The organism is Streptomyces sp. NBC_00237, from assembly GCF_026342435.1.
In the GTDB taxonomy this organism is placed as follows: domain Bacteria; phylum Actinomycetota; class Actinomycetes; order Streptomycetales; family Streptomycetaceae; genus Streptomyces.
Map to the genome: position 1 here is coordinate 446,909 of NZ_JAPEMT010000005.1, position 25,856 is coordinate 472,764.

23 protein-coding genes are annotated in these 25,856 nt (G+C 73.5%); 9 read left to right on the forward strand and 14 right to left on the reverse strand.

Features of this window, described 5'->3' with window-relative positions; translation table 11 throughout:
- Nucleotides 1–174: 174 nt before the first annotated feature.
- Nucleotides 175–777 carry a hypothetical protein gene (locus OG897_RS37795; RefSeq protein ID WP_266664435.1) on the forward strand — a complete coding sequence of 201 codons (603 nt, stop codon included), beginning with the start codon at nucleotides 175–177 and terminating at the stop codon, nucleotides 775–777.
- Nucleotides 778–886: 109 nt separating this feature from the next.
- Here OG897_RS37795 and OG897_RS37800 read toward each other — a convergent pair whose 3' ends face one another.
- Together OG897_RS37800 and OG897_RS37805 are read right to left on the reverse strand one after the other, a co-directional pair.
- Complete coding sequence (locus OG897_RS37800; RefSeq protein WP_266664436.1) at nucleotides 887–1,315, reverse strand: VOC family protein; 429 nt, start codon at nucleotides 1,313–1,315, stop codon at nucleotides 887–889.
- A gap of 137 nt (nucleotides 1,316–1,452) precedes the next feature.
- Nucleotides 1,453–2,112 (reverse strand): maleylpyruvate isomerase family mycothiol-dependent enzyme, encoded by a 660-nt coding sequence (locus OG897_RS37805; protein ID WP_266664438.1) that lies wholly within the window; start codon nucleotides 2,110–2,112, stop codon nucleotides 1,453–1,455.
- Nucleotides 2,113–2,197: 85 nt separating this feature from the next.
- Between OG897_RS37805 and OG897_RS37810 the strand changes: the two genes are divergently transcribed.
- Entirely contained in the window at nucleotides 2,198–3,163 is a 966-nt protein-coding gene (locus OG897_RS37810) for a LysR substrate-binding domain-containing protein (RefSeq protein ID WP_266664440.1), read from the forward strand.
- On the opposite strand, the gene OG897_RS37815 is transcribed toward OG897_RS37810, so the two are convergent.
- From OG897_RS37815 to OG897_RS37830, 4 genes are all read right to left on the reverse strand, one after another.
- Nucleotides 3,138–4,025: an alpha/beta hydrolase fold domain-containing protein gene (locus tag OG897_RS37815; RefSeq protein ID WP_266664442.1), complete on the reverse strand. Its 888-nt coding sequence runs from the start codon at nucleotides 4,023–4,025 to the stop codon at nucleotides 3,138–3,140. The two genes, OG897_RS37810 and OG897_RS37815, sit on opposite strands and share 26 nt — an antisense overlap.
- A gap of 175 nt (nucleotides 4,026–4,200) precedes the next feature.
- On the reverse strand, nucleotides 4,201–5,268 hold the full coding sequence (locus OG897_RS37820; RefSeq protein ID WP_266664444.1) for an enoyl-CoA hydratase/isomerase family protein: 1,068 nt from the start codon (nucleotides 5,266–5,268) through the stop codon (nucleotides 4,201–4,203).
- Nucleotides 5,265–6,365: an inositol monophosphatase family protein gene (locus OG897_RS37825; RefSeq protein ID WP_266664446.1), complete on the reverse strand. Its 1,101-nt coding sequence runs from the start codon at nucleotides 6,363–6,365 to the stop codon at nucleotides 5,265–5,267. Before OG897_RS37825 ends, OG897_RS37820 begins: the two co-directional genes overlap by 4 nt.
- 38 nt (nucleotides 6,366–6,403) lie before the next feature.
- Complete coding sequence (locus OG897_RS37830; protein ID WP_266664448.1) at nucleotides 6,404–7,963, reverse strand: MFS transporter; 1,560 nt, start codon at nucleotides 7,961–7,963, stop codon at nucleotides 6,404–6,406.
- A 175-nt stretch (nucleotides 7,964–8,138) separates the two neighbouring features.
- On the opposite strand from OG897_RS37830, the gene OG897_RS37835 reads away from it, so the two are divergent.
- Nucleotides 8,139–8,627 (forward strand): GNAT family N-acetyltransferase, encoded by a 489-nt coding sequence (locus OG897_RS37835; RefSeq protein WP_266664450.1) that lies wholly within the window; start codon nucleotides 8,139–8,141, stop codon nucleotides 8,625–8,627.
- Between the two features lie 211 nt (nucleotides 8,628–8,838).
- A complete protein-coding gene (locus OG897_RS37840; protein WP_266664452.1) occupies nucleotides 8,839–11,307 on the forward strand; it encodes an FtsX-like permease family protein in 2,469 nt (822 codons plus the stop codon).
- Between the two features lie 60 nt (nucleotides 11,308–11,367).
- Here OG897_RS37840 and OG897_RS37845 read toward each other — a convergent pair whose 3' ends face one another.
- From OG897_RS37845 to OG897_RS37870, 6 genes are all read right to left on the reverse strand, one after another.
- Nucleotides 11,368–11,568, reverse strand: a complete 201-nt coding sequence (locus OG897_RS37845) for a hypothetical protein (protein ID WP_266664453.1) — start codon at nucleotides 11,566–11,568, stop codon at nucleotides 11,368–11,370.
- Between the two features lie 124 nt (nucleotides 11,569–11,692).
- Nucleotides 11,693–12,079 carry a hypothetical protein gene (locus tag OG897_RS37850; protein ID WP_266664454.1) on the reverse strand — a complete coding sequence of 129 codons (387 nt, stop codon included), beginning with the start codon at nucleotides 12,077–12,079 and terminating at the stop codon, nucleotides 11,693–11,695.
- 371 nt (nucleotides 12,080–12,450) lie between these two features.
- On the reverse strand, nucleotides 12,451–12,825 hold the full coding sequence (locus tag OG897_RS37855; protein WP_266664455.1) for a hypothetical protein: 375 nt from the start codon (nucleotides 12,823–12,825) through the stop codon (nucleotides 12,451–12,453).
- 71 nt (nucleotides 12,826–12,896) lie between these two features.
- Nucleotides 12,897–13,778: an NlpC/P60 family protein gene (locus OG897_RS37860; protein ID WP_266664456.1), complete on the reverse strand. Its 882-nt coding sequence runs from the start codon at nucleotides 13,776–13,778 to the stop codon at nucleotides 12,897–12,899.
- A 170-nt stretch (nucleotides 13,779–13,948) separates the two neighbouring features.
- Nucleotides 13,949–17,770, reverse strand: a complete 3,822-nt coding sequence (locus OG897_RS37865) for a helix-turn-helix domain-containing protein (RefSeq protein WP_266664457.1) — start codon at nucleotides 17,768–17,770, stop codon at nucleotides 13,949–13,951.
- A gap of 117 nt (nucleotides 17,771–17,887) precedes the next feature.
- Nucleotides 17,888–18,190, reverse strand: a complete 303-nt coding sequence (locus OG897_RS37870) for a hypothetical protein (RefSeq protein WP_266664459.1) — start codon at nucleotides 18,188–18,190, stop codon at nucleotides 17,888–17,890.
- Nucleotides 18,191–18,351: 161 nt separating this feature from the next.
- On the opposite strand from OG897_RS37870, the gene OG897_RS37875 reads away from it, so the two are divergent.
- Entirely contained in the window at nucleotides 18,352–18,543 is a 192-nt protein-coding gene (locus tag OG897_RS37875) for a hypothetical protein (protein ID WP_266664461.1), read from the forward strand.
- Nucleotides 18,544–18,681: 138 nt separating this feature from the next.
- Here the strand turns inward: OG897_RS37875 and OG897_RS37880 are convergent, their stop codons facing one another.
- Nucleotides 18,682–19,101, reverse strand: coding sequence for a CBS domain-containing protein (locus tag OG897_RS37880; protein ID WP_266664463.1), 420 nt, complete (start codon nucleotides 19,099–19,101; stop codon nucleotides 18,682–18,684).
- 465 nt (nucleotides 19,102–19,566) lie between these two features.
- Here OG897_RS37880 and OG897_RS37885 point away from each other — a divergent pair, with 465 nt between their 5' ends.
- Both OG897_RS37885 and OG897_RS37890 read left to right on the forward strand, forming a co-directional pair.
- Nucleotides 19,567–20,589: a MerR family transcriptional regulator gene (locus OG897_RS37885; RefSeq protein ID WP_266664465.1), complete on the forward strand. Its 1,023-nt coding sequence runs from the start codon at nucleotides 19,567–19,569 to the stop codon at nucleotides 20,587–20,589.
- Between the two features lie 155 nt (nucleotides 20,590–20,744).
- Nucleotides 20,745–21,938, forward strand: a complete 1,194-nt coding sequence (locus OG897_RS37890) for an acyl-CoA dehydrogenase family protein (protein ID WP_266664467.1) — start codon at nucleotides 20,745–20,747, stop codon at nucleotides 21,936–21,938.
- A gap of 58 nt (nucleotides 21,939–21,996) precedes the next feature.
- Here OG897_RS37890 and OG897_RS37895 read toward each other — a convergent pair whose 3' ends face one another.
- Nucleotides 21,997–22,440 carry a YrdB family protein gene (locus OG897_RS37895; RefSeq protein WP_266664469.1) on the reverse strand — a complete coding sequence of 148 codons (444 nt, stop codon included), beginning with the start codon at nucleotides 22,438–22,440 and terminating at the stop codon, nucleotides 21,997–21,999.
- Nucleotides 22,441–22,601: 161 nt separating this feature from the next.
- Here OG897_RS37895 and OG897_RS37900 point away from each other — a divergent pair, with 161 nt between their 5' ends.
- Nucleotides 22,602–23,501 carry an oxygenase MpaB family protein gene (locus OG897_RS37900; protein ID WP_266664471.1) on the forward strand — a complete coding sequence of 300 codons (900 nt, stop codon included), beginning with the start codon at nucleotides 22,602–22,604 and terminating at the stop codon, nucleotides 23,499–23,501.
- 18 nt (nucleotides 23,502–23,519) lie between these two features.
- Complete coding sequence (locus tag OG897_RS37905) at nucleotides 23,520–25,790, forward strand: serine/threonine-protein kinase (RefSeq protein ID WP_266664473.1); 2,271 nt, start codon at nucleotides 23,520–23,522, stop codon at nucleotides 25,788–25,790.
- Nucleotides 25,791–25,856 lie beyond the last annotated feature (66 nt).

Genomic DNA, 25,856 nt, shown 5'->3' on the forward strand with positions numbered 1-25,856 from the left:
CCCACCAAAGAGGCAGCAGGGGTTACCCCTGTGACCTTGACCTCTCCTGACCTGCCTTGATTGGTTCACCCGAATGGCCTACTGGGGAGTAGGGGCGGGAGAAATTCTGGGGTCGTTTCTGGGGTCACCCCTGGGATCGGGGGCGTTGTCAGTGGCAACCCCTACTGTCGGACCATGAGCTACTCACTGAGTCTGTTCCTGGTCGACCCCGCCAAGGTCCGGAGCGTCATCGGCTCGGGCGACGACAAGCTGCGCCGCATGATGGGGGGCCGCTTCAAGGCCGAATTCCCCCGCCACGACGACTACTTCGCGTCCGAGATCGAGCAGGGCGCGCCCACGCGGTACGACGCGCTGCGCGCCGTGATCGCGGGCGGACCCTTCGACGAGCGGTTCGGCTTCCAGTACGGGTACGCGTACGAGATGGTCTGCCGCTTCCACGGCCGCTGGCTCGACAACAGCGGCTTCTCGCCGTTCCGGGGCTCCTGGCTGGAGACGGTGGACGAGGGCCTGCAACAGATAGGCGTCACCGCCGTGGAGGTGACCGACTTCAACTACGGTTCGCTGCCGTCGGAGCTGCCCGGCCCGGAGTTCGTGCCCTGCTACGGGGAGTGGAGCGCCGAGGACTGCCAGAAGGCGCTCGCGCAGTGGGAGGCGAGCACGCCGGAGCAGCGCGCCGAACTGGACTCCGAGGTGCTGGAGGCGGTCGAGACGGCCGTGGGGTGGCTGAAGCAGGCCAGAGAGAGGCCGGGGGCAGGGGTGGTCGGCTTCTTCTTCTGATCCGTGCCGCTGAGCGTTCCGCTGCGACCGTTCTCCCGACCCTTACGGACCTGCCCGAGGTGAGTGCCGGGGGTGAGTGCCCGGGGCGAATGTCCGGGGTGAATGCCGTTCAGGCCAGCCGTAGTTCGCCCTCCGGCTGTTCCTTGCCGCTGCCGGTCGGCGAGGACACCAGGGAGAACGGATGCCCTGCCGGGTCAGAGAAGCGGCGCACGTCCCGGCTGAGACCCGCGTTGTTCGGAGTCTCCAGGGGGCGGGCGCCCAGCCCGATGACCTCGCGCTCCGCCTCGTCCATGTCCTCGTCGGCCACCAGGATGCGCAGGTGCGCCTGCTGGGAGTCGTCGGGGCGCGGCCAGCTCGGCGGTGCGTACCCGTGGTCGCGCCGGATCGCCAGGTGCACGCCGTCGTGCCCGATGACCTCCACGAAGTCCATGTCCTCGCCCCGGCGGGTCTCCGCGTCGAACAACCTGGCGTAGAAGGCCGCCAGTTCGTCCGCCTCCGCGCAGTCCAGTACCAGCACCGGCCGCTTCGCCACCGCCATGTCCCTGCCCCCTGTCCCGCCTCTTCGATCTGCCATCGTGTGCTGCGGGTACCCCCGCCGGGCGGGGAAACGCCACCTAGAGAGCGACGGATCGGAGGAACGGGCGACTCCGGGACTCGCTGTCGGGCGGCCTGGCCTCACCGTGCGGTGAACCGGCCGCTTGCCTCCCCGTGCAGCCGCCCCGCGGGCACCTTCCGCCCGAACACCACCGCCACCAGGTCCTGCGCCCGCCCGGACACCTCGCTGCCGGTGCCGTACGACCAGTCCAGGTCCTCCGCCCGCAGTCGTACGCCACCCAGCTTCGCCCCGAAGAACCTCGTGCCCATCGGGCTCGCCGTGCCCAGCACGATCCGCAGCCGGTCCTCGGGGACCCGGCGCTCCAGGCCCAGCGGGATCGTGATGTCCAGCCCGTGCACCACGTCGTGCCCGAGCGCCGAGGCGAAACCGCCGACCGGGGGCGTCCACGGGTGGTCCGCATTCTCCCGAAGAGCCGCGGCCATCGCCTGCCGCGACATCGCCGCCGCCTCCCGGCGGGCGACGCGGTCGGTCATCCGGTCCATGCTGCCGCGCGCCCTGATCAGCTCGCCCACCACCTGGCCGAAGGAGTACCGGAACCCGAACGACAGGTGGGCCGCCACCTCCCGCACCCGCCACCCCGCACACAGCGTCCGCTCGTCCCACCGCTCGGCGGGCAAGGCGTCCAGCAGATCGGCCATTTCACGGCGTTCGGCCGCGATGGCCGCCCGGATCGTCGCGTCGTCGGCCCGCAGTGTCGTGTTCCCCTTGGCTTTCCCCATGCTCACCAGGGTGCGCGGGCCACGGTGACAAGTCCAAGAAGGGTTCCTTCTCACGGCCAGAACCGCGCGTTCTAGCATCGCGCTCATGGAACTTCGCCAACTGCGCTCCTTCGTCACGGTGGTGGAGGAGGCCAACTTCACCCGGGCCGCCGCCCGCCTCCACCTGGCGCAGCCCGGAGTGAGCGCCCAGGTGCGCCAGTTGGAGAAGGAGCTGGGGCAGACGCTGCTCGACAGGTCCGGGCGTACGGTCACCCTCACCGAGGCGGGCGAGGCGATCCTCGTGCACGCCCGCTCGGCACTCGCCGCCGTCGACGCGATGCGCAGCGCCGCCGACGAATTCGCCGGGCTGCTGCGCGGCCGGGTCAGGGTGGGCTCGCTGCTGGGCGCCCCGGCCGAGGCGTTCGGCCTGGCGGGGCTGCTGGCGGACTTCCACGACACGTACCCGGGAGTGGAGTTCTCCCTCACGGAGGACACCTCGCAACGGCTGCTGAACGCCGTACGGCGCGGCGAACTGGACATGGCGCTGGCCTCGCTCGCCGACGAGAGGCCCCCGCCGGGCGTGGACCTCCAGGTCCTGCTGGACGAACCGCTGGAGGCGGTGGTGACGGAGGGCGACCCGCTGGGAGGAGCGGACCCGGGGCTCCCCCTCACCGCCCTCCGTGACCGGCCCCTCATCACCCTCCCGTCCGGCACCGGAGTGCGTGCCGTGCTCGAACGGGCCTGCGCCGAGGCCGGGTTCGAGCCGCTCGTCGCCTTCGAGGCGTCCGCACCCCAGGCCCTGTTCCACCTCGCCGCACGCGGCTTCGGCGTCGCCGTGCTGCCGTACGGCATCGCGCGGCGGCGCGGCGTCGGCCTGCGTACGGTCGTCCTCACCGACCCGTCGCCCCGCGCACGCGTGGCCCTCGCACGGCCCGCCGGGGGCCCTGCGGGCCCGGCCGCCCGCGCCTTCCTCGACCACCTGTCCCGCGCTCTCCCGGAACACCTCACCACCGGCGGCACCGCCGGCGGTCCGCTCCTTGGTCAGCTCAGCCGAACGCGGCCTTCCGGATGATCTCCGCACGGGCCTGGCGGCCCTCCGGGACCGGAGCCAGGACGTAGTCGTGGAAGCCGCCCTCCACCACGTGCAGTTCGGACCGCACCCCGGCCGCCGTGGCGCGCTCGTGCAGCAGGACGCAGTCCGGGTGGAGGATGTCGTGGGTGCCGACCCGGATGTCCAGGTCGCACAGACCGGCGAGCTCCCCGTGCAGCGGGCTGAGCTCGGGGCGCAGCGGATCGTCCCCGTCCGCCCAGGCCAGCCCCGCCTCGACGAGCCCGGCGCTGCTCAGCCAGGGGTCGTACGGCTCGATCGCCGCGATGCCCGGGTTCGTCATGGTCAGGTCGAGCCACGGCGAGATCAGCACCAGCCGCCCCGGCAGGGCGAGCCCCGCACCTGCGAGCGTCTGGACGACGGCCAGGGCCAGCCCGCCGCCCGCCGAGTCCCCGGCATGCGTCACCGCACCGGGCTCGAACTGCTTGAGGAGCTCGGCGTGCACGGCCCGGCCGAGCGGCAGGGCCGCCCGGTGGGTGTGGTCGGGGGTGAGCCCGTACAGCGGCACCTCCACCCGGCAGCCCGCGTCGGCCAGCTGCGAGACGAAGGACCAGTGCTGGCTGACGATCTCGGCGGTGTACGCGCCGCCGTGCCAGTACACGACGGCCCGCCCGGGGGCTTTCTCGCCGCGCGGGATCACGCTGTAGCAGGGGAAGCCCTCCACCTCGCGGACGATCACGCGGTGGCGGCGCAGCAGTGCCAGCGGGGGCGACGGGTCGGCCTTGGGCGCGGCGATGCGTTGGCGCGCCGCCTGCGCCGTGGCGAGGAGCGGCTTGCGCACACCTCGCAGTACGACGGAAAGAACCCGCATCCGCACACTCGCCACGTCCACCACTCCTCTGCCGGGCCTTCCGGACCGGACACGACGCGTGCCCCGGCCGCTCGTTCCGCGATCCTGCCCGCACCGGCACCCTGTGCCAAGGGGCGTCGGCCGAGCGCCCTCAGCCGCCCACGCTGTCCCCGAACCTGCGCTGTCCCCGAACCCGCGCTGTCCCCGAACGTCAGCCCTCGCCGAACGTCAGCTCCCGGCCCTCCGCACGCGGCGCGAAGAACTCCGCCACCGCTTCCGGCGTCACCTCGCCCAACGTCGCGGGCGACCACCTCGGGTTCCGGTCCTTGTCGACGATCTGCGCCCGTACGCCCTCGACCATGTCCGGCCTGCGCAGCGCCCAGCACGACACCCGGTACTCCTGCTCCAGCACCCGCTCCAGCGAGTCCAGTCCCCGCGCCCGCCGCATCGCCTCCAGCGTCACCTTCACCGACGTCGGCGACTTCGCCAGGATCGTCTCCGCCGCCTCCTTCGCCTCCGGCACCCCGCTGTCCGTCAGCCGCCGCACGATCTCCTCGACCGAGTCCGCCGCGTAGCAGCGGTCGATCCACTCACGGCCCTCCCCGAGCACCCCGCCCGCCACCTCGACCTCGCCTGCGTGCCGCCGCACAGCCTCCGCCGCCGGTGCGGAGGCCAGTTCGGCCCGCAGCGTGTCCAGCCGCTCCGACGGTACGAAGTGGTCGGCGAGCCCGCACAGCAGGGCGTCCGCCGCACCCACCGAGCCCCCGGTCAGGGCGAGATGAGTACCGAGCTCCCCGGGCGCGCGCGACAGCAGATACGTACCGCCCACGTCCGGCACGAACCCGATGCCGGTCTCGGGCATGGCGACCCGCGACCGCTCCGTGACGACGCGTACGCTCCCGTGCGCGCTCACCCCGACGCCGCCGCCCATCACGATGCCGTCCATGAGGGTGACGTACGGCTTGGGGTACCGGGCGATCCGCGCGTTCAGCCGGTACTCGTCCCGCCAGAACGCCTCGGTCGCGGTGCCGTCGCCGTCCCGCGCGTCGTCGTGCATGGTCCGGATGTCGCCGCCCGCGCACAGCCCGCGCTCACCCGCGCCGGACAGGACCACGGTGTCGATCTCCGGATCCTTCGCCCAAGCGGCGAGGGTCGCGTCGAGGAGGCGGACCATGGGGTGGGTGAGGGAGTTGAGGGCACGGGGACGGTTGAGGACGAGGTGCCCCGCCCGGCCCTCCACGTGAACGAGAACCGGGGCGTCGGTCTGCTGCGCGGTCATGCGTCGGCCTTTCGCGGAAGTGGAGGAAGGAGCAGGTCGCGGGCGGTCTGCCAGGTACGCGCCTCGGCGGCGGTGAGCAGCCCGCTGCGGTCGTCGGACGGCCGGTACGGGGAGGAGTCGTCCGGTCTGCGGACGACGCACCCCGCCTCGGTGACGAGGAGCGTGCCGGGCGCGTGGTCCCACGGGAGCGTGCGGTGGTAGAGCAGGAAGTCGAGGTCGCCCCGGGCGAGCCGCGGATAGTCGATTCCCGCGCACTTGGTCCCGGGGGACAACGCGCCGAACCGCGAGGCGGACCCCTCGACGTGCGCGCGTGCGGCGGGGGAGAGGAACCCGGTGAGCGCGGCCCCCCGCAGCTCGGCCGGGTCGCCGGGCGCGGCGGAACGCAGAAGCCGACCCGCTCCGCCGTGCGGGGGACGGCCGGGTGCCGCGTCGGTGTGCGGGGGTGACGGGATCGGCGGCGCGGCGCCCCGGCGGCTCTGCGCGGCGGCGCCCTCCGCCGGGGCTGCGTCCGGGCGCGCCGGTCCGCCACCGGTGCGGCCGAAGGGGTCCGCAGGGCTGCGGGTGGCGTCGTAGCGGTGTGCGGGGCTACAGGCGCCGGTCGGGCCGGGGTCGTACCGCACGGAACCGGTGAGCCGCCGGGTCCCGGCCCCGGACCCGCCTCCGGGGACCGGCCCGTCCAGCCGCCACGCCCCCGACCCCTTCTCCGCCACGTAGGCGACCCCCGTCGCCGGTTGCAGGATCCAGGCGGCGACCGTCTCCCCGCCCCGTACCAGCGCCGCCATCACCGCGTAGTCCGCGCGGCCCGCGACGAAGTTGGGGGTGCCGTCCAGGGGGTCGACCAGCCACACTTCCGGCGCGTCGCGTACGGCACGCAGCAGTGCGGGCACCGATGCCGTCGCCTCCTCGCCCACCACCGGCACGTCCCGGAGGCACCGCAGCCGCCGGGTGATCAGGGCCTCCGCCTCCCGGTCGGCCACGGTGACCACCTCGCCGGGGGTCTTCTCCGTGATCTCGCCCTCGCTGAGGGCCCGGTGGCGGGGCAGGATCGCCTCGACGGCTGCCTCGCGCAGGATGTCGGTCACCTCGTCGATCCACATGATCGCCAGGCTAACGGCACCCCTGACGCGCACCTGCGTCAGTGCGCGTTCTCCGTCGGCCGCAGGTCGCGCGGCACCCACGCCCAGGCGATCGCCGCCGCGCCCAGCGTGAGCAGCGAGCCGATCAGGAAGGCCGGGGTGATGGCCGTCGTGTACGCCGCCGAGAAGGTGTCCAGGAGCGAGCGGCCCGCCTCGCCGCCGATGCCCTGGGCCACGTGCGCGGCCTCGCCGACCGAGCCCCGTACGGTCTCCGCCGTCGCCCCGTCCAGGTTCAGGGACGGCAGGTTGGAGCGGTAGAGGGCGGTGGCCAGGCTGCCCAGGATGGCGACGCCGAGCGCCGCGCCCAGCTCGTAGCAGGTCTCCTCGACGGCGGCCGCACCGCCGACCTCGTGCGCCGGGGTCGCCGCCATCAGGGTCACCGAGGCGACCGTGGTGGCGATGCCGACGCCCATGCCGAGGACGGCGAGCGCGACGGCGAACGCCGGGTAGCCGATGGCGGCGAACTGCTGCACCGTCCACGGGAGGGCGAGGCCGACCGTCATGACGAGGAGACCGAAGCCCAGTACGTGCCGGATCGGGAAGCGCTGCATCAGCGACGGCGTCACCATCGAGGTGACGACCAGACCCAGGGACGCGGGCAGCAGCCGGACGCCCGCCTCCAGAGGCGTGTAGCCCTCGCCGTACTGGAACCACTGCGTCACCAGGAAGAGCACCGCGCCCATGCCGACCATGCCGAGGAAGATCGACACGGCGGCGATGGAGAAGGACCGGTTGGCGAACAGGCGGACCTGGAGCAGCGGGCTCTCCAGGCGGAGCTGACGGCGCACGAAGACCGTCAGCGAGATCGCGGCGAGCACCAGGAGCGCCCACGGCAGCGGGTCCGCGAAGCCGCTCTTGCCGAGCTGCTTGATGCCGCCCGCGAGGGCGAGCATGCCGACGATCGACTGACCGACGCCCCACCAGTCCCAGCGGCCACTCCGCGGCGAGTGCGACTCGGGCAGGAACCAGGCGCCCAGCGCGATCACCAGGGCCGCGACCGGGAGGTTCAGCAGGAACGCGGACTGCCAGCCGAAGTCCTCGACGAGGAGACCGCCGACGACCGGGCCGAGCGCCATGCCGCCGCCGAAGACCGCCGCCCACACGGCGTACGCGAAGGCCCGCTCCTTGGCGTCGGTGAAGACGTGCCGGAGGATCGACAGCGTGGACGGCATGATCGCCGCCCCGCCGATGCCGAGCAGCGCCCGCGCGCCGATCACGTGCCACGCCTCGGTGGCGAACACCGCGAGCAGCGACGCCAGCGCGAAGATCGCGAAGCCGGTCAGCAGCATCCTCTTGCGGCCGAACCTGTCACCCAGCGCGCCCGCCGTCACCAGGAGCCCGGAGAGGGCGAGGGCGTAGACGTCGATGATCCACAGCTGTTCGACCGAGCCCGGCTGGAGGTCGGAGACCAAGGACGGGAAGGCCACGTTGAGGATCGTGGTGTCCATGGCTATCAGCAGGAGGCTGCCCGACAGGATCGCCAGGACGATCCAGCGCCGGGGATCCAGCAGCGGGGCGGCGGCCTTGGCGTCGGGCCGGGTGGCGGCGGGGGAGGACATGAGACTTCCGTTTCGAAGAGGACGACATTGCGAGACCGGCGAGCCTCGAATGAGACATCAGTGTCTCACACGAAAGGATGGTGTCCCACTTCTGGAGGGGTGAGACTGTCCTCGACCGCCCGTCGCCGTACGAAAAGGGCTGGTGGCGGGGGCTTCGGACGGTCACGCTGGGCGGATGCTGATCAGAGAAGCCACCGCCGCAGACTGGGCCGCCATCTGGCCCTTCTTCCACGAGATCACCGCAGCGGGGGACACCTTCACCTTCCCCCTCGACCTCGACCACGAGACCGGCCGAGGCTGGTGGATGCTGAACGCCCCGAACCGAACGGTCGTCGCCGTCGACGACGACGGCACCGTCCTGGGCACCGCCAAGATGAACAACAACCAGAACGGCAACGGCGCCCACATCGCCAGCGCCAGCTACATGGTCGACCCCGCCCACGGCGGCCGGGGCGTCGGCCGCGCCCTGGTCGAGCACAGCCTCGACTGGGCCCGGACGAACGGCTTCCGGGGCATGCAGTTCAACGCGGTCGCCGCGACCAACACCCACGCCGTCCGGCTCTACGAACGCCTCGGATTCTGTGTCGTCGGCACGATTCCGGAGGGCTTCCACCACCCCGAGAAGGGGTACGTCGGCCTGCACGTCATGCACCGCCCGCTGTGACCCGGACGGCTCCGGAGCCCGGAGCCCGAGCCGGAGTCTCAGGGGCCGGGTCAGCCTCCAGGGCTACCGGAACGCCGGAACGTAAGCCCCGAGGAGGACCCCGAGTCCAGCCGGAGAGCTGACAGTTCACCGTCGTGCCGCACCTAGCGTCGAAGCAGGACGACAGGAGGCTCAGGGCCGCCTGCGACGCAGGGGAGGACGGCGGACGGCCATGGCGACGCTCACGTACACGCTCAAGGAATTCCGGGGCCAGGCACGACGGCTCCTGCTCACCGGCGCCGCCGTCGCCGTCGGCGTGGCCTTCCTCGTCCTCGCCGTCGGCGGCAGCGGCGCCCTTGTCAGCTCCTTCAGCCAGCTCGCCGCCGCTGAGGTCGGCCCCGCCGCCGTCCAGGTCACGCCGGACCCACGCGGCCCCGATCGCCCCGCCGTGCCCGAGGACGCCGCCGCGAAGGCCGCCCGCGTGGCCGGCGTCGACGCCGTCGCCGCGCGCCGCACCGGCCGCGCCACCGTGCTCACCCCCGCGGGCCGCCCCCTCGACGACCCCGCAGTCGCCCTCTCCCTCACCGGCGACCCGGCCCTGCGCTGGCAGCTCACCGACGGCGGCAGGTGGGCCACCGCCCCCGACGAGGTCATGCTCGACAGCACCACCGCCGACCGCGTCGGCGTGCGCCCCGGCGACCGCCTCCACCTCCTCACCGCCACGGGCGAGCGCACCAGCGCCCTCCTCGCCGGGACCCTCGACACCCGCGCCGCCCCCAGCACCGCGGGGCAGCCCGTCCTCGGCGCCCCCGACGCCACGATCGCCCGGTACGCCACCGGTCTGCGCACCACCCAGCTCGACCTCGCGGTGAAGCCCGGCGCCGAACGGGCCGCCGCCGACGCCGTCCGTACGGCACTCGGCGACGACCTGCGGGTCCGCACCGGCGCCGCCTCCGTCGACGCGGCCACGCGGGACAGCAGCACCCTGTACGGCATCGTCCTCGTCGCGGCCCTCAGCTTCGTGCTCATCGCCATGGCAGTGGCCCGCATGGTCGTCACCAACACCTTCTCCGTCGTGCTCTCCCAGCAGATCCGCCAGCTCGCCCTGCTGCGCTGCATCGGCGCGGACCGCACCGAGGTGCGCCGCCACGTCCGCCGTCAGGGCCTGCTCCTCGGCATCGGCGCGTCCCTCGTGGGCCTCGGCGCCGGCGCGGGCGCGGCGGCGGGCGGCACGCTCCTGCTGTCCACGTTCGACCTCGGCCCGGTCACCGTCGACCTGATGCCCGGCTGGTACGTCTTCGCCCTGGCCTTCCTCTTCGGCGTCCTGCTCACCCTGCTCGCCGTGCGCGCCCCGGCGAAGGCCGCCTCCGCCGTGCCGCCCGTCGCCGCGCTCGGCGGTGCGCACGCCGCGACCCCGGACAGCGCCGGCAGCCGCGTCGTGCGCACCGTGTTCTCCGTGCTGCTGCTGGGCGCAGGCGCGGCGCTGCTCGCCGTCGGCTCCGTGGCGCCCGCGCCGATGAGCCTGCTCGCCGTCACCCTGGGCGCGATCCTCAGCTTCTTCGGCGTGCTGCGGCTCGCCCGCTGGCTGCTGCCGCCCGTCGTGACGGTCCTCGCCCTCCCGGCCCGCCGCCTCTTCGGCACCACCGGCAGACTCGCCGCCCAGCAACTGCACCGCAATCCGGGCCGCACCGGCTCCGCGGCCTCCGCCCTGCTGGTCGGCGTCACCGTGATGGTCGCCGCCGCGACCGTGGTCTCCACCACCGGCGGCTCCCTCAACGACCTGTTGTCCTCCCGGCAGCCCGGCGCGTTCTCCCTGGTCACCGACAAGAAGCAGGTGCCGCAGGAGGCGCTGGACGCGATCGGGCGGGAGAAGCGGCTCCGGGTCGCCCCGGTCCGCAGCGCCACCTTCGAGGTGAACGGCCGCAAGACCGTCGTCGCAGCGGCGGACCCCGCACTCCTCAACGACAACGCCAAGGACGTCGGCCGGGCCCGCACCCTCGCCGAAGGACAGGCCCTGGCCGGTTCCACAGGGAAGGAAGCCGACGTCCCGCCGGGCCTGAAGCCGGTGCCCGGCACCTCGTCGCTGCCCTTCTCGGTCCTGCCCGTGGCGTCGTACTTCGTCACCCCGGGCACCCTGGAGCGCCTCGCCCCGCGCACCGTCGTCAGCGCCGCCTGGGTCACCACCGTCGGCGACCTCCCGCACGACGAGGCCCGCAAACTCCTCGACCGGGCCCTGGCCGACCTGCCGACCGTCCGCGTCCAGGACACCGACGCGGAGGCCGAGGTCATGCGGTCGATGATGGACCGCATGGTGATGGTCGCCGGGGTGCTGCTTGCCTTCTCGATGCTGATCGCCGCCCTCGGCGTCGCCGCCACCCTGATGCTCGGCGTCGACGAGCGCACCCGGGAGATCGGCATGCTCCGCGCGATCGGCCTCGGCGGCGGACAGCTGCGCGCGATGCTCACCCTGGAGGCGGTCCTGCTGTCCCTGACCGGCGCGGTCGCGGGCACCGTCCTCGGTCTGGTCTACGGCTGGCTCGCGGGCCGCTCGGTCACCCGGTCGTACGGGATCGAGCACACCCCCGCCCTGATGATCGCCGGGCTGCTGGGCGTCACGGTCCTGATCGGCCTGACCGCCGCCGTCCTGCCCGCCCGGAGGGTGCGCCGGATGGCGGTGGTGGACGCGCTGCACGCGGAGTGAGCACAGGGGAGGGGCCGGGACGTCCTGACGACTCCCCGGCCCCTCCCTCGGTCTGCGGTGTCAGCTCCTGCCGTGCTCCTGGCCGGTGCGGTGCTGCCGTCGGACCGGCTCGGACTGCTCGACGGTCCGACGCTCGCCGTGGTGGTGGCGTTCGGTGGACTCCGGCGTACGGCGGGCGATCGGGGACGGGCTCGTGTCGGAGGAGCGGCGGACCTCGGCGCGGATCATCGCGTTCAGTGCGGCGTACGGGTCAAACGGCATGGCTGTGTCGTCCTTTGCGGTACGGAGAGACCCCGCGCGCCTCTGAGAGGTGCGTGGGCGGGCACGGCGTACCGGCCGGAAGGGCCCGGGAGGAGCCCTACGGGCGGACCGGTACAGGGGCCTCTCAGCAGCGCAGCACCGCGCACCGTGCCGCGTACGGCGCGGGCCCACGGGCGGGGGAGGTGCGGGCGGACGCGGCGGTCGGCACGTACACCGACCGCACCGGAGGGCCGCTGCGCGGCGGGCTCTGCGGCGGGGCGGGCGGGGCCTGCACCCGGCGTACGCCGCCCAGCAGGAGCCGCAGTTCCGCATCCGCCGAGCCGTCCGGCGCACCCTCGCTCTCGGCGGAGCCCGAACCGGGCGGGGCACCCGCCGACCGGGTCTCCACGGAACCGCCGACACCCATGCCCGGCTCCGCGCCCACCAGCAGCGCGAACACCGCGGTGAACGCCAGCAGCGCGGCAAACGCGCGCCGGAGCACCGCCCGCGCGGGGAAGGGCATGGCAGCCATGGGGCACAGGTTCCCCACAACTCGACAGGAATGGAATGATTCGCCCCGACTTCAACCCATCGTGGTGAGCTGGACGGAGCAACGACCGGGAGCCGAGCGGCTGCTACCAGCTCGGTGACTTCGCGCCGTCCCATGTCGTCAACGACACGGACCAGGTCGCGGTGGTGTGGTCGGGCTCCGGCTGCACCGGAACGGTCGACTACGTGATCGACCCCGGCGGCTCGCACTACGGCGGGCGGAGCGTGTCCATCTGACGCGGGCCGCGTGACCCGTGACGTGGCTGTGGGCCGCTCCCCGGTTCTGCGGGAGCGGCCCACGGCTTCTGCGGGAGCGGCCCACGGCGCAGGCGGTTCAGCGCCCGCCGAGGCGCCTCAGCACTCGCGCAGGCCCGGCGCCGGGTCGACCGAGGTGTGGACGTCGACGGCGGGCATGTTGCCCCACTGGCCGTTGTCGAGCTGGGTCCAGTACCAGACGTTGTTGCCGCCGCCGTGGCTGTCGCCCCGGCCCCAGCACTGGAACCAGCTGAACGTCGTGTTCATCTGCCCGCGTACCGCCGAGCCGTACGAGCGGTGCTCGTAGCCCTTGGCGCCTGCCTTGTTGCCGCAGTACAGCTTGCCGTCGGAGCGGACCCCGCACTCGGCGGCGGCGGACTGCGGGGCCGCGATCCCGGGGGCGGCAGCGGCGGTGAGACCGGCGGTGAGCGCGGTGGCGGCGATGGCGACGGCGAACTTCTTGGTGAGGTTCATGAACTGCTTCCTTTTCTTGCGGAGTTGCTCGTGTTCTTGCGGAGTTGCTCGTGCGGGTGGGGGAGTGGGCCTTACGGGCAGGTCGGCACGCCGTCCAGCCAGGCGGGGCCCTTGAGGTAGATGTTGGTGATCCATGCCTTGTGGTCGGGCAGGTACGACCAGGCGTCGTTGGTGATGCCCTCGGCGGTCACCGACTGGGCGTGCTTCTGACACTCGATCCGTACCTGCGTGGGCCCGGCGAACCTGTGCACGCGTCGGCTCGTCGTCGACGGCTCGGCGTGCGTCCACACGTCCGTGCCCCAGGTGCTGTGGTTACCGCCCTGGCCGGGCTCGGCGCCGATGCGGACCGCGCCGAAGTAGTCGCCGCCCAGCCGGACGTCGCTGACCATGATCTTGGTGCCGGACTCCTTGGCCTCGACCATCTTTCCCGCGCCGAGGTAGACCGCGATGTGGTGGATCTTGCGGGCGCTGCCCCAGACGACCAGGTCCCCGGGCAGGAGGGGACCGAGCCCCTGCGCGGCGTCGAAACGCGCGCTCACCCGCCCGGAGCCGTACTGGCCGTGCGCGTTGCCGTTGAGCAGGTCCTGCCCGGTGGCCTGCGCGTACGCCCACCGCACGAAGCCCGAACAGTCGAACCCCCTGCGGTACGGGTCCTGGGAGCTGTCCGGGTCGGTCGGGTCGACCTGCCCGTACGTGGGCCCAGGTTGCGGCCCGTGGCCACCGCCCCAGGAGTACCAGGTGCCCAGTTGGGTGCAGGCGGCCCGGACCGCCCTCTGCGCGGCGGCGGACGCGCCGGGGGCGAGGACGTCACAGTCGGACGGTGCTGCCGCCCGTGCTGTTGTGGATGCCGCCGCCGTCACCTGAGCGAGCGTCAGCGGGGTTGCGGCCAGGGCGAGAACGCCGACGGCGACGAGAGTGGCGGCCCGGGGCGGGTGCCGGGTGCGGTGGTGCATGGACGGGTCCCCGTTCGTGGTGCGTGAGTGGATGGCGGGTGAGGTGCCGGAGGTGTGTCCGGCCCTTTCGAGACTGGGCGGTGGCTGCGGCGGCTGTCGAGACTCCTGGCGTCTCCCGATGCGCCGGGAAACGGGAAACGCGCAGGGAAACCGGGGTGTCCCGGAGTGTCTTAGAGGCCGGAGCACCCGGCCAGAGCGCACACCGCCGCCTCCCGGCGGGCCACCGAGGTGTCCCACAGCCGCACCGTTCCGTCGTTGCTGCTGCTGGCGAGCGTTCCCGTACGGCGGTCGAAGGCGATGCCCCACACCGCCCCGCCGTGACCGGCGAGAGCGGCCGTCGGTTCGTGGCGTACGGCGTCCCACAGGCGCACCGTGCCGTCGCTGCCGCTGCTCGCCAGGACCTGCGTGGTGCCCGGTGTCCCGCCGCCCGGTGCGAAGGCGACCGCGCGCACCGCGCCGCTGTGTCCGGTGAGCGCCGCGACGCCGACGCCCCGCGTCAGGTCCCACAGCCGTACGGCGCCGTCGTTGCCGCCCGACGCCAGAGTGCGGCCGTCCGGGGCGAACGCCACCGCCCGCACCGACCCGGTGTGCCCGGGCAGCACGACGCCCGGACGCCACCCGGGCACGCTCCACAGCCGTACGGTCAGATCGTCGCCGCCGCTGGCGAGCGTGCGCCCGTCCGGGCCGAACGCCACCGCGTTCGCGAAGTCCCGGTGCCCGGTCAGGGTGGCGGCGGGCAGCAGCGTACGGGCGTCCCACACACGCACCGTGCGGTCGGCGCTCGCCGACGCCAGCCAGCGCCCGTCCGGCGACCAGGCGAGCCCCAGCACCGAACCGGTGTGTCCGGCGAGGGACTTCAGGAGGCGGCGCGAACCCGTGTCCCAGACCCGCACCGTGCGGTCCGCGCCCGCCGAGGCGAGCCGCCGTCCGTCCGGCGACCACACCACCTGGAAGACGGACCCCGTGTGTCCGCCCAGCGACCCCCGGGGCCGGTGCGTCCGCGCGTCCCACAGCTTGACCGTGCGGTCGGCGCTCGCGGAGGCCAGCCAGCGTCCGTCCGGCGAGAACGCGGGCTGCCAGGACTCCGCGAACGGACGCGTCGTCAGCGCCGCCCGCCCCAGGTCCCAGCGCACCACCGTCCCGTCGAAGCCCGCCGTCGCCAGCACGGCGCCGTCCCGGCCGCCCCCGACGGCCACCGCGAGCACGTAGTCCGTGTGCCCGGACAGCGTGGTCACGGTGCGCCGCGTCGCCACGTCCCACAGGCGTGCGCTCCCGTCGCCCCCGGTGCTGACGACCGTGGTCCCGTCGCGGAAGTACGCCACGGAGTTGACGTCGTCACTGTGCCCCACGAGCACCTGCCGCACCTGGTGCCGCCGCGCGTCCCACAGCCGCACGGTGCGGTCCGCGCCACCGGAGGCGACCTGCTGCCCGTCCGGCGACCAGGCGACCCCGAGCACCCCGTCGGTGTGCCCGTGCAGCACCGCTGCGGGGGCTGCGCCGGAATCCCCCGTGACACCCCACAGGCGCACGGTGCGGTCCATGCCCGCGGACGCCACGCGCTGGGCGTCGGGCGACCAGGCGACCGCCATCACCGCGTCGGTGTGCCCGTGCCACGTCGTACGCAGCGTGTGCCGCCGCGCGTCCCACAGGCGTACGGTGCGGTCCGCGCCGCCCGTCAGGAGGGAGCGCCCGTCCGGGGCGAACGCCACCGCCCGCACCGCGCCGCCGTGCCCGAGCAGGGTTCCGGCGGGCTGGTGGTCCCGTACGTCCCACAGTCGTACCGTGCCGTCCGCCCCCGCCGACGCGAGCACCCGGCCGTCCGGGCTGAAGGCGAGGCCGAGCACCTGCCCGCCGTGTCCGGTGAGCGTCGCGAGGGGCTGCCGGTGACCGGGACCGCCCCACAGCCGTACGGTGCCGTCGTTGCCGCCCGACGCCAGCGTCAGCCCGTCCGGGGCGAACGCGACCGCGTTGACCGGGCCTGTGTGTCCCGTCAGCCGCCCGGCGAAGTACGGGGCCTGCGTGCTCAGCAGCGCGCCGCGCGCCTCGACGGTCGGGGCGGTGCGGTACGCGCGCAGGGCGAGCCGCATCGCCTCCTCCGGCCGTCCGGCGGCGAGCGTCCCGGCCCGTACCGCCATGGCCTGCGACTGGGCGGTGCGCCGCTCCTGGTAGGCGCGTTCCCGCTGCTGGTACGCCACCGTGCCCGCCCCCGTCGCGAGGACCAGCAGCCCCGCGAGGGTGGCGAGCAGCACCCGGCGCGTGCGCACCCGGCGGATCTCGGTGCGCTGCCTGGCCCGCTCCTCCGCCCGGCCCGCCGCGATGAACTCGGCCTCGGCGGGCCCCAGTTCGATCCTGGCGTCCCGCTGGTCGGCCCACTGCGCGACGGTGCGCAGCCGGGAGCCCCGGGGGAGGAGCGCCGGATCGCGGTCCGCCCGCACCCACTCCGCGGCCGACGCGGTGAGCTGCTGGCGCAGCAGCAGGCCCGCCCGGTCGGCGTCGATCCAGTCGCGCAGCCGAGGCCAGGCCCGCAGCAGGGCCTCATGCGTGATCTCCACGGAGTCCCGCCCCGCCGTGAGCAGCCGGGCCGCGACGAACGCGTCGAGCGCGGCCTGCGCCCCGCGCGGATCGGGCAGCCGGGCGAGCAGCCGCTCGCGCCCCGTGCGGCGACGCGACTCGGTGCCGTCCTCGCCGAGGTGCACGAGCCGCACCAACAGCCGCCGGGCCATGTCACGTTCGGCGGGCAGCAGGCGGGTGAACACGTCCTCCGCACTGTGGGCGACGGCCCCTCGGATGCCGCCGGTCCGCTCGTACCCGGCGACGGTGAGGGTGCGCCCGGTGCGGTGCTGCCAGGTCACCCGCAGGGCGTGCGCGAGGAGCGGCAGAGCGCCGGGGGCGTCGGGCCCGCAGCTGAAGGACCCACCGTGCCCCAGGTCGCGGAGCAGCAGCTCGACGAGTCCGGGCTCCAGGACGAGGCCGCACCGGGCGGCGGGCAGGGTGACGGCCTCCCGCAGCTCGCCCTCGGTCATCGGCCCGAGGGCGAACAGCCCGTGTGTGAACACCGGTACCAGGGCGGGAACTTCGAGGCAGCGCCCGGTGAAGTCGGCACGCAGTCCGAGCACGACGACGGCCGGTCCGCCGGGAGCGGCGAGCGCGCGGAGGGCCGCGACGTAGGCGTGCCGCTCGCGCTCGTCGGCACACAGGGTGAAGGTCTCCTCGAACTGGTCGACGAGAAGGACGAGTCGGCGGTCCGGGACCTCAGGTCCCGCGCCCGCTTCTCCCGGGCCCGCCTCCCGCAACGCTTCCGCGAGCCGCTCCGGGCGGGCCGCCAGCGCATCGGGAGAGAGTACGGGCAGGCCGCCGAGCTCTCCGGAGGCGAGTCCCGGCACCCCGCCGAGTGCCTCGGTGACGCCGTGCAGCAGCTCCTTCAAGGGGTGCGCCGTCGGGGTGCACAGCGCCACCGGCCAGTGGTGCGACCCCGGCACCGGGAGTTCCCCGCGCCGCAGCGCGGGCACCAGACCGGCCCGCAGCAGCGACGACTTTCCCGCGCCCGAAGGGGCCGCCACCACGAGCGGCCCGGCGCCCGCCCGCTCCGCCAGCTTGCGCAGCAGGTCGGCGGTGGCCCGCTCCCGGCCGAAGAACCAGCGGGCGTCCTGCGGCCCGAACGACGCCAGCCCCCGGTACGGGCACTCCTGGTCCGCGTCGGAGGGCGGCAGGGCCTCTGCGGGCGGTGCGGGCGCGGGCTGCCGCGCGGCCGGGACGTCCGGCACCAGCCGCAGCAGCGCGCCCCGCGCACCGAGCGCTTCGTCACACCGGCGCGCGACGTCCGGTGTCGGCGGCTTCCCGCCGGTCTCGATCTTGCTGAGGTAGCCCTTGCTGTAGTGGATCGACCGTGCCAGCGCGGTGAGCGACATCCCCCGCTCGCCGCGCAACCGCCTCAACTCCGCGCCGAACGTGCCGGATTCATCGAGAGGGCGCGTGCCCCGTACCCCGTTCATGCCCGGCACCGTACAGCGCGGGCATGGACATTTCAGTTGCGAACGGACATGTTCACCTGAACTCGCGAATCGGTCCGGAGGGAGCTTTACGGACTCCGGGCCGCCTTGCGGATGTCCCTACAGGTCGTCCGACGGATCCAGGTCCAGGTCGTCCGCGTACTCGTCGCCCGTCTCGTCCCCCGAGGGCTGCGGAATGTCCGGCTCCTCCTCGGCCAGCAGCTGATCCAGGGACTCGCCGCGCCGGGCCTCCTCCGCCGTCGTACCGAAGGACTCGGCGGGAGACCAGTGGTCGGGCGGATCGATGCCGGAGTCCAGGGGGTCGTAGTCGAGACGGTCCGTGATCAGCGTGTCCTGGGCGTCGAGCACCCCGTCGTCCTCGGGGAGGTCGCCGTCGCCCGCACCGTCGTACATGTCGCTCATGACCTCACGCTGCCTCACTCGGACGGGGTACGCATCCCGGCGGGGCCCGGGGTGTGCGGCTCAGGAGGTGCGGACCGTTCGGGCGGGCACAAGAATGCGTGGCAAGCGGGACGCGACCCGGAATGTCCGGTGTGAGCGTCCGGACGAACGAAGGAGGCGCCATGAGCGACCAGGGCCCCGACCCGTCCGAAGTGACCCCCGACAGCCTGCTGCACAGCGGCGGCAGCGACGACGCGACCCCGGAGGACCTGGTGCTCGCGTCGGGCCGGGACGTCACGCCGGAGAACCTGGAGTGGGCGCGCAAGCGGCTGGAGAAGGAAGGCCGCGCGGCCATCGAGAGCGAACTTCCCTAGCGTTCTTCCCCGGCGGACCGCCCTGGTGGATTTCCCCAGCGGACTTCCGCGGCGAACCTCCCCGGCCGGAACGCTCCTGTGCCCCGCCCGGATCGACGACCGGGCGGGGCACAGGAGCGTGCGGGGACGGGGCGGACGTCAGCGCCCCGCGTACACCGCGCTGACGAAGGTCACCAGCTGGTCGGCGGGCAGCGCCCGCGCGAGGTCGGCCTCGGTGACCATGCCGACCGGGACGCCGTTCTCCAGCACCAGGAGGCGGCGGATGCGGGCGTCGCTCATGACCCGTACCGCTTCGTCGCTGTCGGCCGAGACGTCGACGGACACGGGGGCGCCCTCGGCGAGGTCGCCCGCGGTCGTCTTCGACGGGTCGTGCCCCGCCGCGATGCACTTCACGACGATGTCGCGGTCGGTGACGATGCCGGTGAGCCCACCGTCGCTGCCCTGGACGGGGAGGGCCCCGATGTGGTGCTCCCGCATCAGCTGGGCGGCACGGTCGAGGGTCTCGGTCGCCGGGATGGACCGCACATCGGGGGTCATCAGGTCACGGACGGTGGTCATGGTTCCTCCGGAGTCGACAGATGGACGAAGGGGGCATCGCCATGCTGCGGCGGAGGAGGGGGTGGTGCGAGCGGACACCGTCGTACGGGTGACGTCCTGGCTCCCTGCCGGGTGAGGGTCCGCACGGAGGCCGGGGGTGGCCAAGGGGTGGGGCAGGGGCAGAAATTCCGCCGAAGGCGGGCCCGGGGCTCGAGGGGGCGGAGCCCCCGGCAATGGTGTCTTCCACCCACCGCCCCACCCAGAGGAACCGGCGGGGCCACGGACGGCCGATCATCCGCCCGTGACACCACCCCGCAGCCGGGCCACTCACATGCTCCCCGCAAGGGTGCCCCGCACGCCCTCCGTAACGCCGGCGACGGAGGAGGCGCGGGTCGCGAAACCAGCCGCAGTTCCTACGTGAGCAACCTTCGTCGCAGTTCGGCGAACCCGGCAACTTGCGTCGCTCGTGCGTCGTATCGTCGGGCCATGAACGGCAGCCGGATCCCGAACGACGGCACCACCACGCACCACCACGCGGCGGGAATGACCACCGGCGACGTCGCCCGCCGCCTCGGAGTCGCCCCCACCACCCTGCGCTCCTGGGACCGCCGCTACGGCATCGGGCCCGCGGTCCGCGACGACGGCAGGCACCGCCGCTGGGCCGCCGCCGACATCGACCTGCTGGAGCGCATGTGCGCCCTCACCGCACGCGGCGTGCCCCCGGCCGAGGCCGCCAGACTGGCCCGCGAGAACACCCCGGCCCCCGAGAACGCCCCGGCCCGCAAGAGCCCCCCACCCGCCTCCGCCCCACCAGCCCCCCTCGCCAAGATCCCCACCCCCCGCCTCCCGTCCACCACCATCCCCGTCCGCACCGTGCGCGGCCTGCGGAACGCCGCCGTGCGCCTCGACTCCCCCCTCATCGACCGGATGCTCACCTCGACGGTCCACTCCCACGGCCTCGCCGGAACCTGGGAGGGTGCGATGTCCCCCGCCCTGCGCGCCATCGGCCGTACCTGGGCGAGCTCGGGCGACCCCACGGGCGAGCGCTACGTGGAGGCGGAGCACCTGCTCTCCTGGCACATCTCCACCGCCCTGCGCCGCAACGCCGACACCGAGGAGCCCGGCGACGACGAGCAGCCCGTACTGCTGGCCTGTCTGCCGGGCGAAATGCACACCCTCGCTTTGGAGGCCCTCACCGCGACCCTGGTCGAACGGGGCCTGCCCGTAAGGATGTTCGGCGCGGCGGTGCCGCTGCGCGCGCTCGCGGAGGCCGTCCGCCGCACCGGCCCGCGCGCCGTCGTCCTGTGGTCCCAGACCCGGCCCACCGCCGACCGCGCCGTCCTCGGCATGGTCCGCTCCACGGCACGCGGCATCCGCGGGGCCCGCACCCAGCCGATGGTCCTCGCCGGGGGGCCCGGCTGGTCACGCACCGCGCCGACCGAGGGCGTCCACCGCCCGCACAGCCTGGCCGATGCGCTGGAGCTGGTCGAGTCGACCGCGTACTGCTGACTTCAGACCCCCAGGCCCCCAGACCCCAACCCATCACCCATGGGCCCCGTCCGCACGCACCGCGCCCCCCTTCCGCATTCCTGCAACACGTTCTACTGTGTGCGCCGCCGCCAGAACCCCGTGTCGTACACGTCTGCAAGACGCCTGGAGGGCCCGTGCATCTCGCCTACACCCCCGCACAGCAGCAGCTGCGCACCGAACTGCGCTCCTACTTCGCCGAGTTGGTCCCCGACGAGGCCCACGCCCACGCCCGCTTCGGCGATGCCGCCACGCAGAAGCGCTTCTACCGCGAGACCGTCCGCCGCCTCGGCGCGGACGGCTGGCTCGGCGTCGGCTGGCCGAAGGAGTACGGCGGACGCGGGCTGACGCCCATGGAGCAGTACGTCTTCTTCGACGAGGCAGCCCAGGCAGGCGTCCCGCTGCCCCTGATGGCCCTCAACACCGTCGGCCCGACGATCATGCAGTACGGCACCGACGAGCAGAAGTCGTACTTCCTCCCCAGGATCCTCTCCGGCGAACTCGACTTCGCCATCGGCTACAGCGAACCCGACGCGGGCACCGACCTCGCCGCCCTGAAGACCCGGGCCGTCCTCGACGGGGACCACTACGTCGTCAACGGCCAGAAGATCTGGACCACCAACGGCGACACCGCCGACTGGGTCTGGCTCGCCGTGCGCACCACCCCCCTGGAGGAAGGGGCCCCGCTCCACAAGGGCATCACCATGCTCCTGGTCCCCACCAGTGACCCCGGCTACTCCTGCACCATCATCAACACCCTCGCCTCGCACGACACCACCGCCAGCTACTACGAGAACATCCGCGTCCCCGTCTCCCGCCGCGTCGGCGAGGAGAACGGGGGCTGGCGGCTCATCACCAACCAGCTCAACCACGAACGCGTCACCCTCGCCGCCCACGGCACCATGGCGGTGCGCGCCCTGCACGACGTGCAGCGCTGGGCCATGGACACCAGGCTGACCGACGGCCGCCGGGTCATCGACCTCAACTGGGTGCGCGGCCGTCTGGCTCGCACGCACACCAAGCTCGACGCGATGAAGCTCCTCAACTGGCAGATGGTGAACGCCGTCCAGAACGGCACCCTCACCCCGCAGGACGCCTCCGCCGTCAAGGTGTACGGCTCCGAGGCCCGCCGCGACGCCTACGGCTGGCTGATGGAGGTCGTCGGCGCGGCGGGCCCCCTCAAGGAGGGCTCCACCGGCGCAGTCCTGCACGGCGAACTGGAACGCGGCTACCGCTCCGCCGTCATCTTCACCTTCGGCGGCGGCAACAACGAGATCCAGCGCGAGATCATCTCGTGGATCGGGCTGGGAATGCCGAGGGTCCGGCGCTAGGCCCGGCCAGGAGGTCAGGTCAGGAGGCCCGGCCAGGAGGCCCGGCCAGGAATTCAAGTCAGGAGTTCAGGTCAGGAGTTCCGGCCAGGGCGTCGTCCCGGGTTTCCGGCGGCGGGCCCACCGCCGTGTACTCCACCGCGACGCTGATCACCGCGAGCCCCGCGAGGACCAGCGTCAGGGTGGTGCGCCCGAAGTCGGCCAGGGCCAGCGCGGCGACGCCGAAGACCGCCAGTTTGACGGTGATCTCCGCGCCCACCGGCAGGGGGACCTTCGGGCCTCCGGCCGCGAGGAACGTTCCCCACACGACCGCCGCCAGGGCCGCGCTCGCCGCGCCGATGACGATCCCCCAGACCGTGTTCGTACCGGTGGCCAGGCCCCAGCAGAAGAGCGCCACCAGCATTCCGCACTCCAGGGCGAGCGCCACCGCCGCGTTGGCGACGGTGACCGGGGTCCACCGCCGGCCCTTCACCGGACCGGGTTTGGCGATTCTCAGACGGCTCATGGGGGCGCTCCTCGGTCTCCGTGCGGGGTGTCCGGTGGGCGGCGACCCCTGCGATGATGAGACTGTCACTCTCCGGCCAACCGTGGCCATTACCTGCGAGGTACGGCGAGGTACTGCGAGGTACGTCGTCCGGCACCGCTTCGGATCAGGAGTGTGGGAAAGTGCCCCCGGAAAGTCCCGGTCACCGTGCACGCCCGGCCGTCCGCGCCGAGGCCGACCCCGGCCTCTTCGGGCCCGCCTCCGTCACCTGGCAGGTGCACGGCGACCCGATGATGTGGATCGCCGGGGTCCGCGCCCTCTACCTCCAGGCCCTGCACCCCGTCGCCGTACGAGGCGTCATGATCAACAGCACCTTCATGGACGACGCCTGGGGCCGTCTGATGCGCACCGCGAACTTCGTGGGCACGACGACGTACGGCACGAAGGACGCCGCCGAGCAGGCCGGGGCCCGGGTCCGGAAGATCCACCGGCTGCTCGGCGTCGACGACCCCGGGCTGTTGCTCTGGGTGCACTGCGCGGAGATCGACTCCTATCTTTCGGTCGCCCGCCGCTCCGGGCTGCCGCTGACGGCAGCGCAGGCCGACCGCTACGTCGACGAACACCGCCAGAGCGCCCGCCTGGTCGGCCTCGACCCGGCCCAAGTCCCCTCCAGTACGGGGGAGATGGCGGACTACTTCGCCTCGGTGCATCCCCTGCTGGAGGCGGGCGAGGACGCCCGCAAGGTGGACGCGTTCCTCCGGCGGCCACCGGTGCCCCCCGCCCTCGTACCGGCGCGTGAGCTGGTCTGGCGGCGGGTCGCGGCCGTCGCGTACGTCTCGCTGCCGCCCTTCGCGCACGCCCTGTACGGCCGGCCCGGTCCTGGCCCCCGTGCCGCGGACCGTCAGCTCCTCGCCGCCGGGCACGTCCTGCGCGCGATTCCCTCCAGGCTCCGCTGGCAGTTGCCACCAGGTCACATCTTGAAGGCAGTTGCCCGCCTGGGCCCCGGCAGCCGCCCCGCCCCGTACAAACTCAGGGCGCAGGCGGCCATACTGGGACGGGCCGGGGAGGGTGCGGGACGATGACGGGGGCGACAGTACGAGATGGCGGACACCAGGCTGATCCAGGGCCGGTACCGGCTGCTCGACCTGATCGGGCGCGGGGGCATGGGCGAGGTGTGGCGTGCCCGCGACGAATCGCTCGGCCGACGGGTCGCGGTCAAGTGCCTCAAGCCCATCGGAACCCAGCACGACCAGCAGATCTCCTCCGTGCTCAGGGAGCGCTTCCGGCGTGAGGCCCGGGTGGCGGCTGCCCTCCAGCACCGGGGCGTCACCGTCGTGCACGACTTCGGCGAGTACGAGGGCGTGCTGTTCCTGGTGATGGAGCTGCTGGAGGGGCGCAACCTCAGTCAGCTCCTGGAGGACAACAAGCAGCACCCGCTGCCCGTTCACGACGTCGTCGACATCGCCGAACAGGTCGCCTGGGCCCTCGCCTACACCCACGAACAGGGCATCGTCCACCGCGACTTGAAGCCCGCCAACATCATGCGGCTCGCCGACGGCACCGTGAAGATCTGCGACTTCGGGATAGCGCGGCTCGGCCACGACATCGGCTTCACCTCCCGCCTCACCGGCACCGGCATCGCCATGGGCACCCCGCACTACATGTCGCCCGAGCAGATCAGCGGGGTCAACGTGGACCACCGCAGCGATCTGTACTCGCTGGGCTGCGTCCTGTACGAGATCGCGACCGGTGTGCCGCCCTTCGATCTCGACGACGCCTGGGCGGTGCTCGTCGGGCACCGGGACACCGCGCCCGAGCCGCCGCGCAGCCACCGGGAGGAACTGCCCGAGTTCTTCGACCGGATAGTCCTGGATCTGCTGGCGAAGACGCCCGACGGGCGGCCCTCGGACGCCAAGGACCTCGGCAGGCGGCTCACCGACGGACGGCTCTCCCCGGCGGGCGTGGCCGTCGCCGGGCACCCCGCGACCGTGCTCGCCACCGCGCCCGAGCTGCGCCCGCCCGCCAAGCGGCCCGAGCAGCCGTCGAGCAGAGCACCCGGGCTGCCGTCCTGGACGCGCGGCATGACCACAGGACACAAGGCGGGCGGCACCGGCACGCTCACCCCGGCGCACGGTGATCCGGCGGCGGGGCTGACGGGGGAGTGGACCAGCGGCGGTGGACTGCGGGCGGGCTCCGACTCCGTGCCTCCCGCCCGTGCGGAGCGGCCCACTCCGCCGCCCGAGGTGCTCGACGTACTCGACAACCGGCACAACGCGGGCCTCAGCCTGGGGCGACTCGGGCGCTGGGAGGAGGCGGGCGAGGTGCATCGGGCCGTGGCCGCCGAGCGGGAGCACGCGTTGGGACCCGATCATCCCGACACCCTGGCCAGCCACTACGAGGTCGGCTTCACGCTCAGTCGTACGGGACGGGCGGCGGACGCGCTGCGGGAGTTCACGAAGGTCACCGAGGGGCGCACGCGCACGATGGGCGCCGAGCATCCGGAGACGCTGGCCGCCCGGCAGGAGACCGCCTACGTGCTGGGGCAGCTCGGGCGGCACTTCGACGCCCACCAGGTGTACTCGGCGGTGCTCGCGGCGCGGGAGCGGACGATGGGGCCCGATCATGTCGACACCTTGCGGTGTCGGCACAACCTGGCCTTCAACCTGAGCCGGCTGGGACGGCTGGAGGACTCGTACCGGATGGCCCGGGACGTGGCCGCCGCGCGGGCGCGGGTGCTCGGGGCGACGCATCCCGACACGCTGGTGACCCGGTACGAGGTGGCGTACGCGCTCGGGCAGCTGGGGCGGTGGACGGAGGCGCTCCAGACGTACCGGGAGGTCGCCGGGGCACGGGCGCAGGCGCTCGGGGCCGATCATCCGGACACGCTGTCCGCGCGGTACGAGGTCGGGATCTGCCTGGGGAGGCTCGGGCGGAGCGCGGAGGCGCTGGAGCTGTACCGGGATCTGGTCGACGACCGGACCCGCACGGGCGGGCCCGCCGACGCGGAGACGCTGCGGGCGCGGCACGGGCTCGGGGTCAACCTCGGGCGGCTGGCGCGGTGGGAGGAGGCCCTCGCCGAGGCGCGGGACGTGTGCGCGATCCGGGAGCGGGTGCTCGGGCCCGACCACCCGGACACCCTGGTGTCGCGGCGCGAGGTGGCGGTGGGGCTGGGGTGGCTGGGGCGGTGGGCGGACGCGCTGGCCGTGTACCGGCAGGTGGCGCAGTCGCGGGAGCGGGTGCTGGGGGCGGACCATCCGGATGCTCTGGCCAGCCGGAATGACGAGGCGCAGTGTCTGGAGCAGTTGGGGAGGGGGGCGGAGGCGGCGGAGCTGTACCGGCGGGTGGCCGCGCTCAGGAGAGGGCGGGGTTAGGCCGTGCGGGGGCTGGGGTTACTGCGCGGGGCCCCGCCCCCGGACCCCCGCGCCTCAAACGCCGGT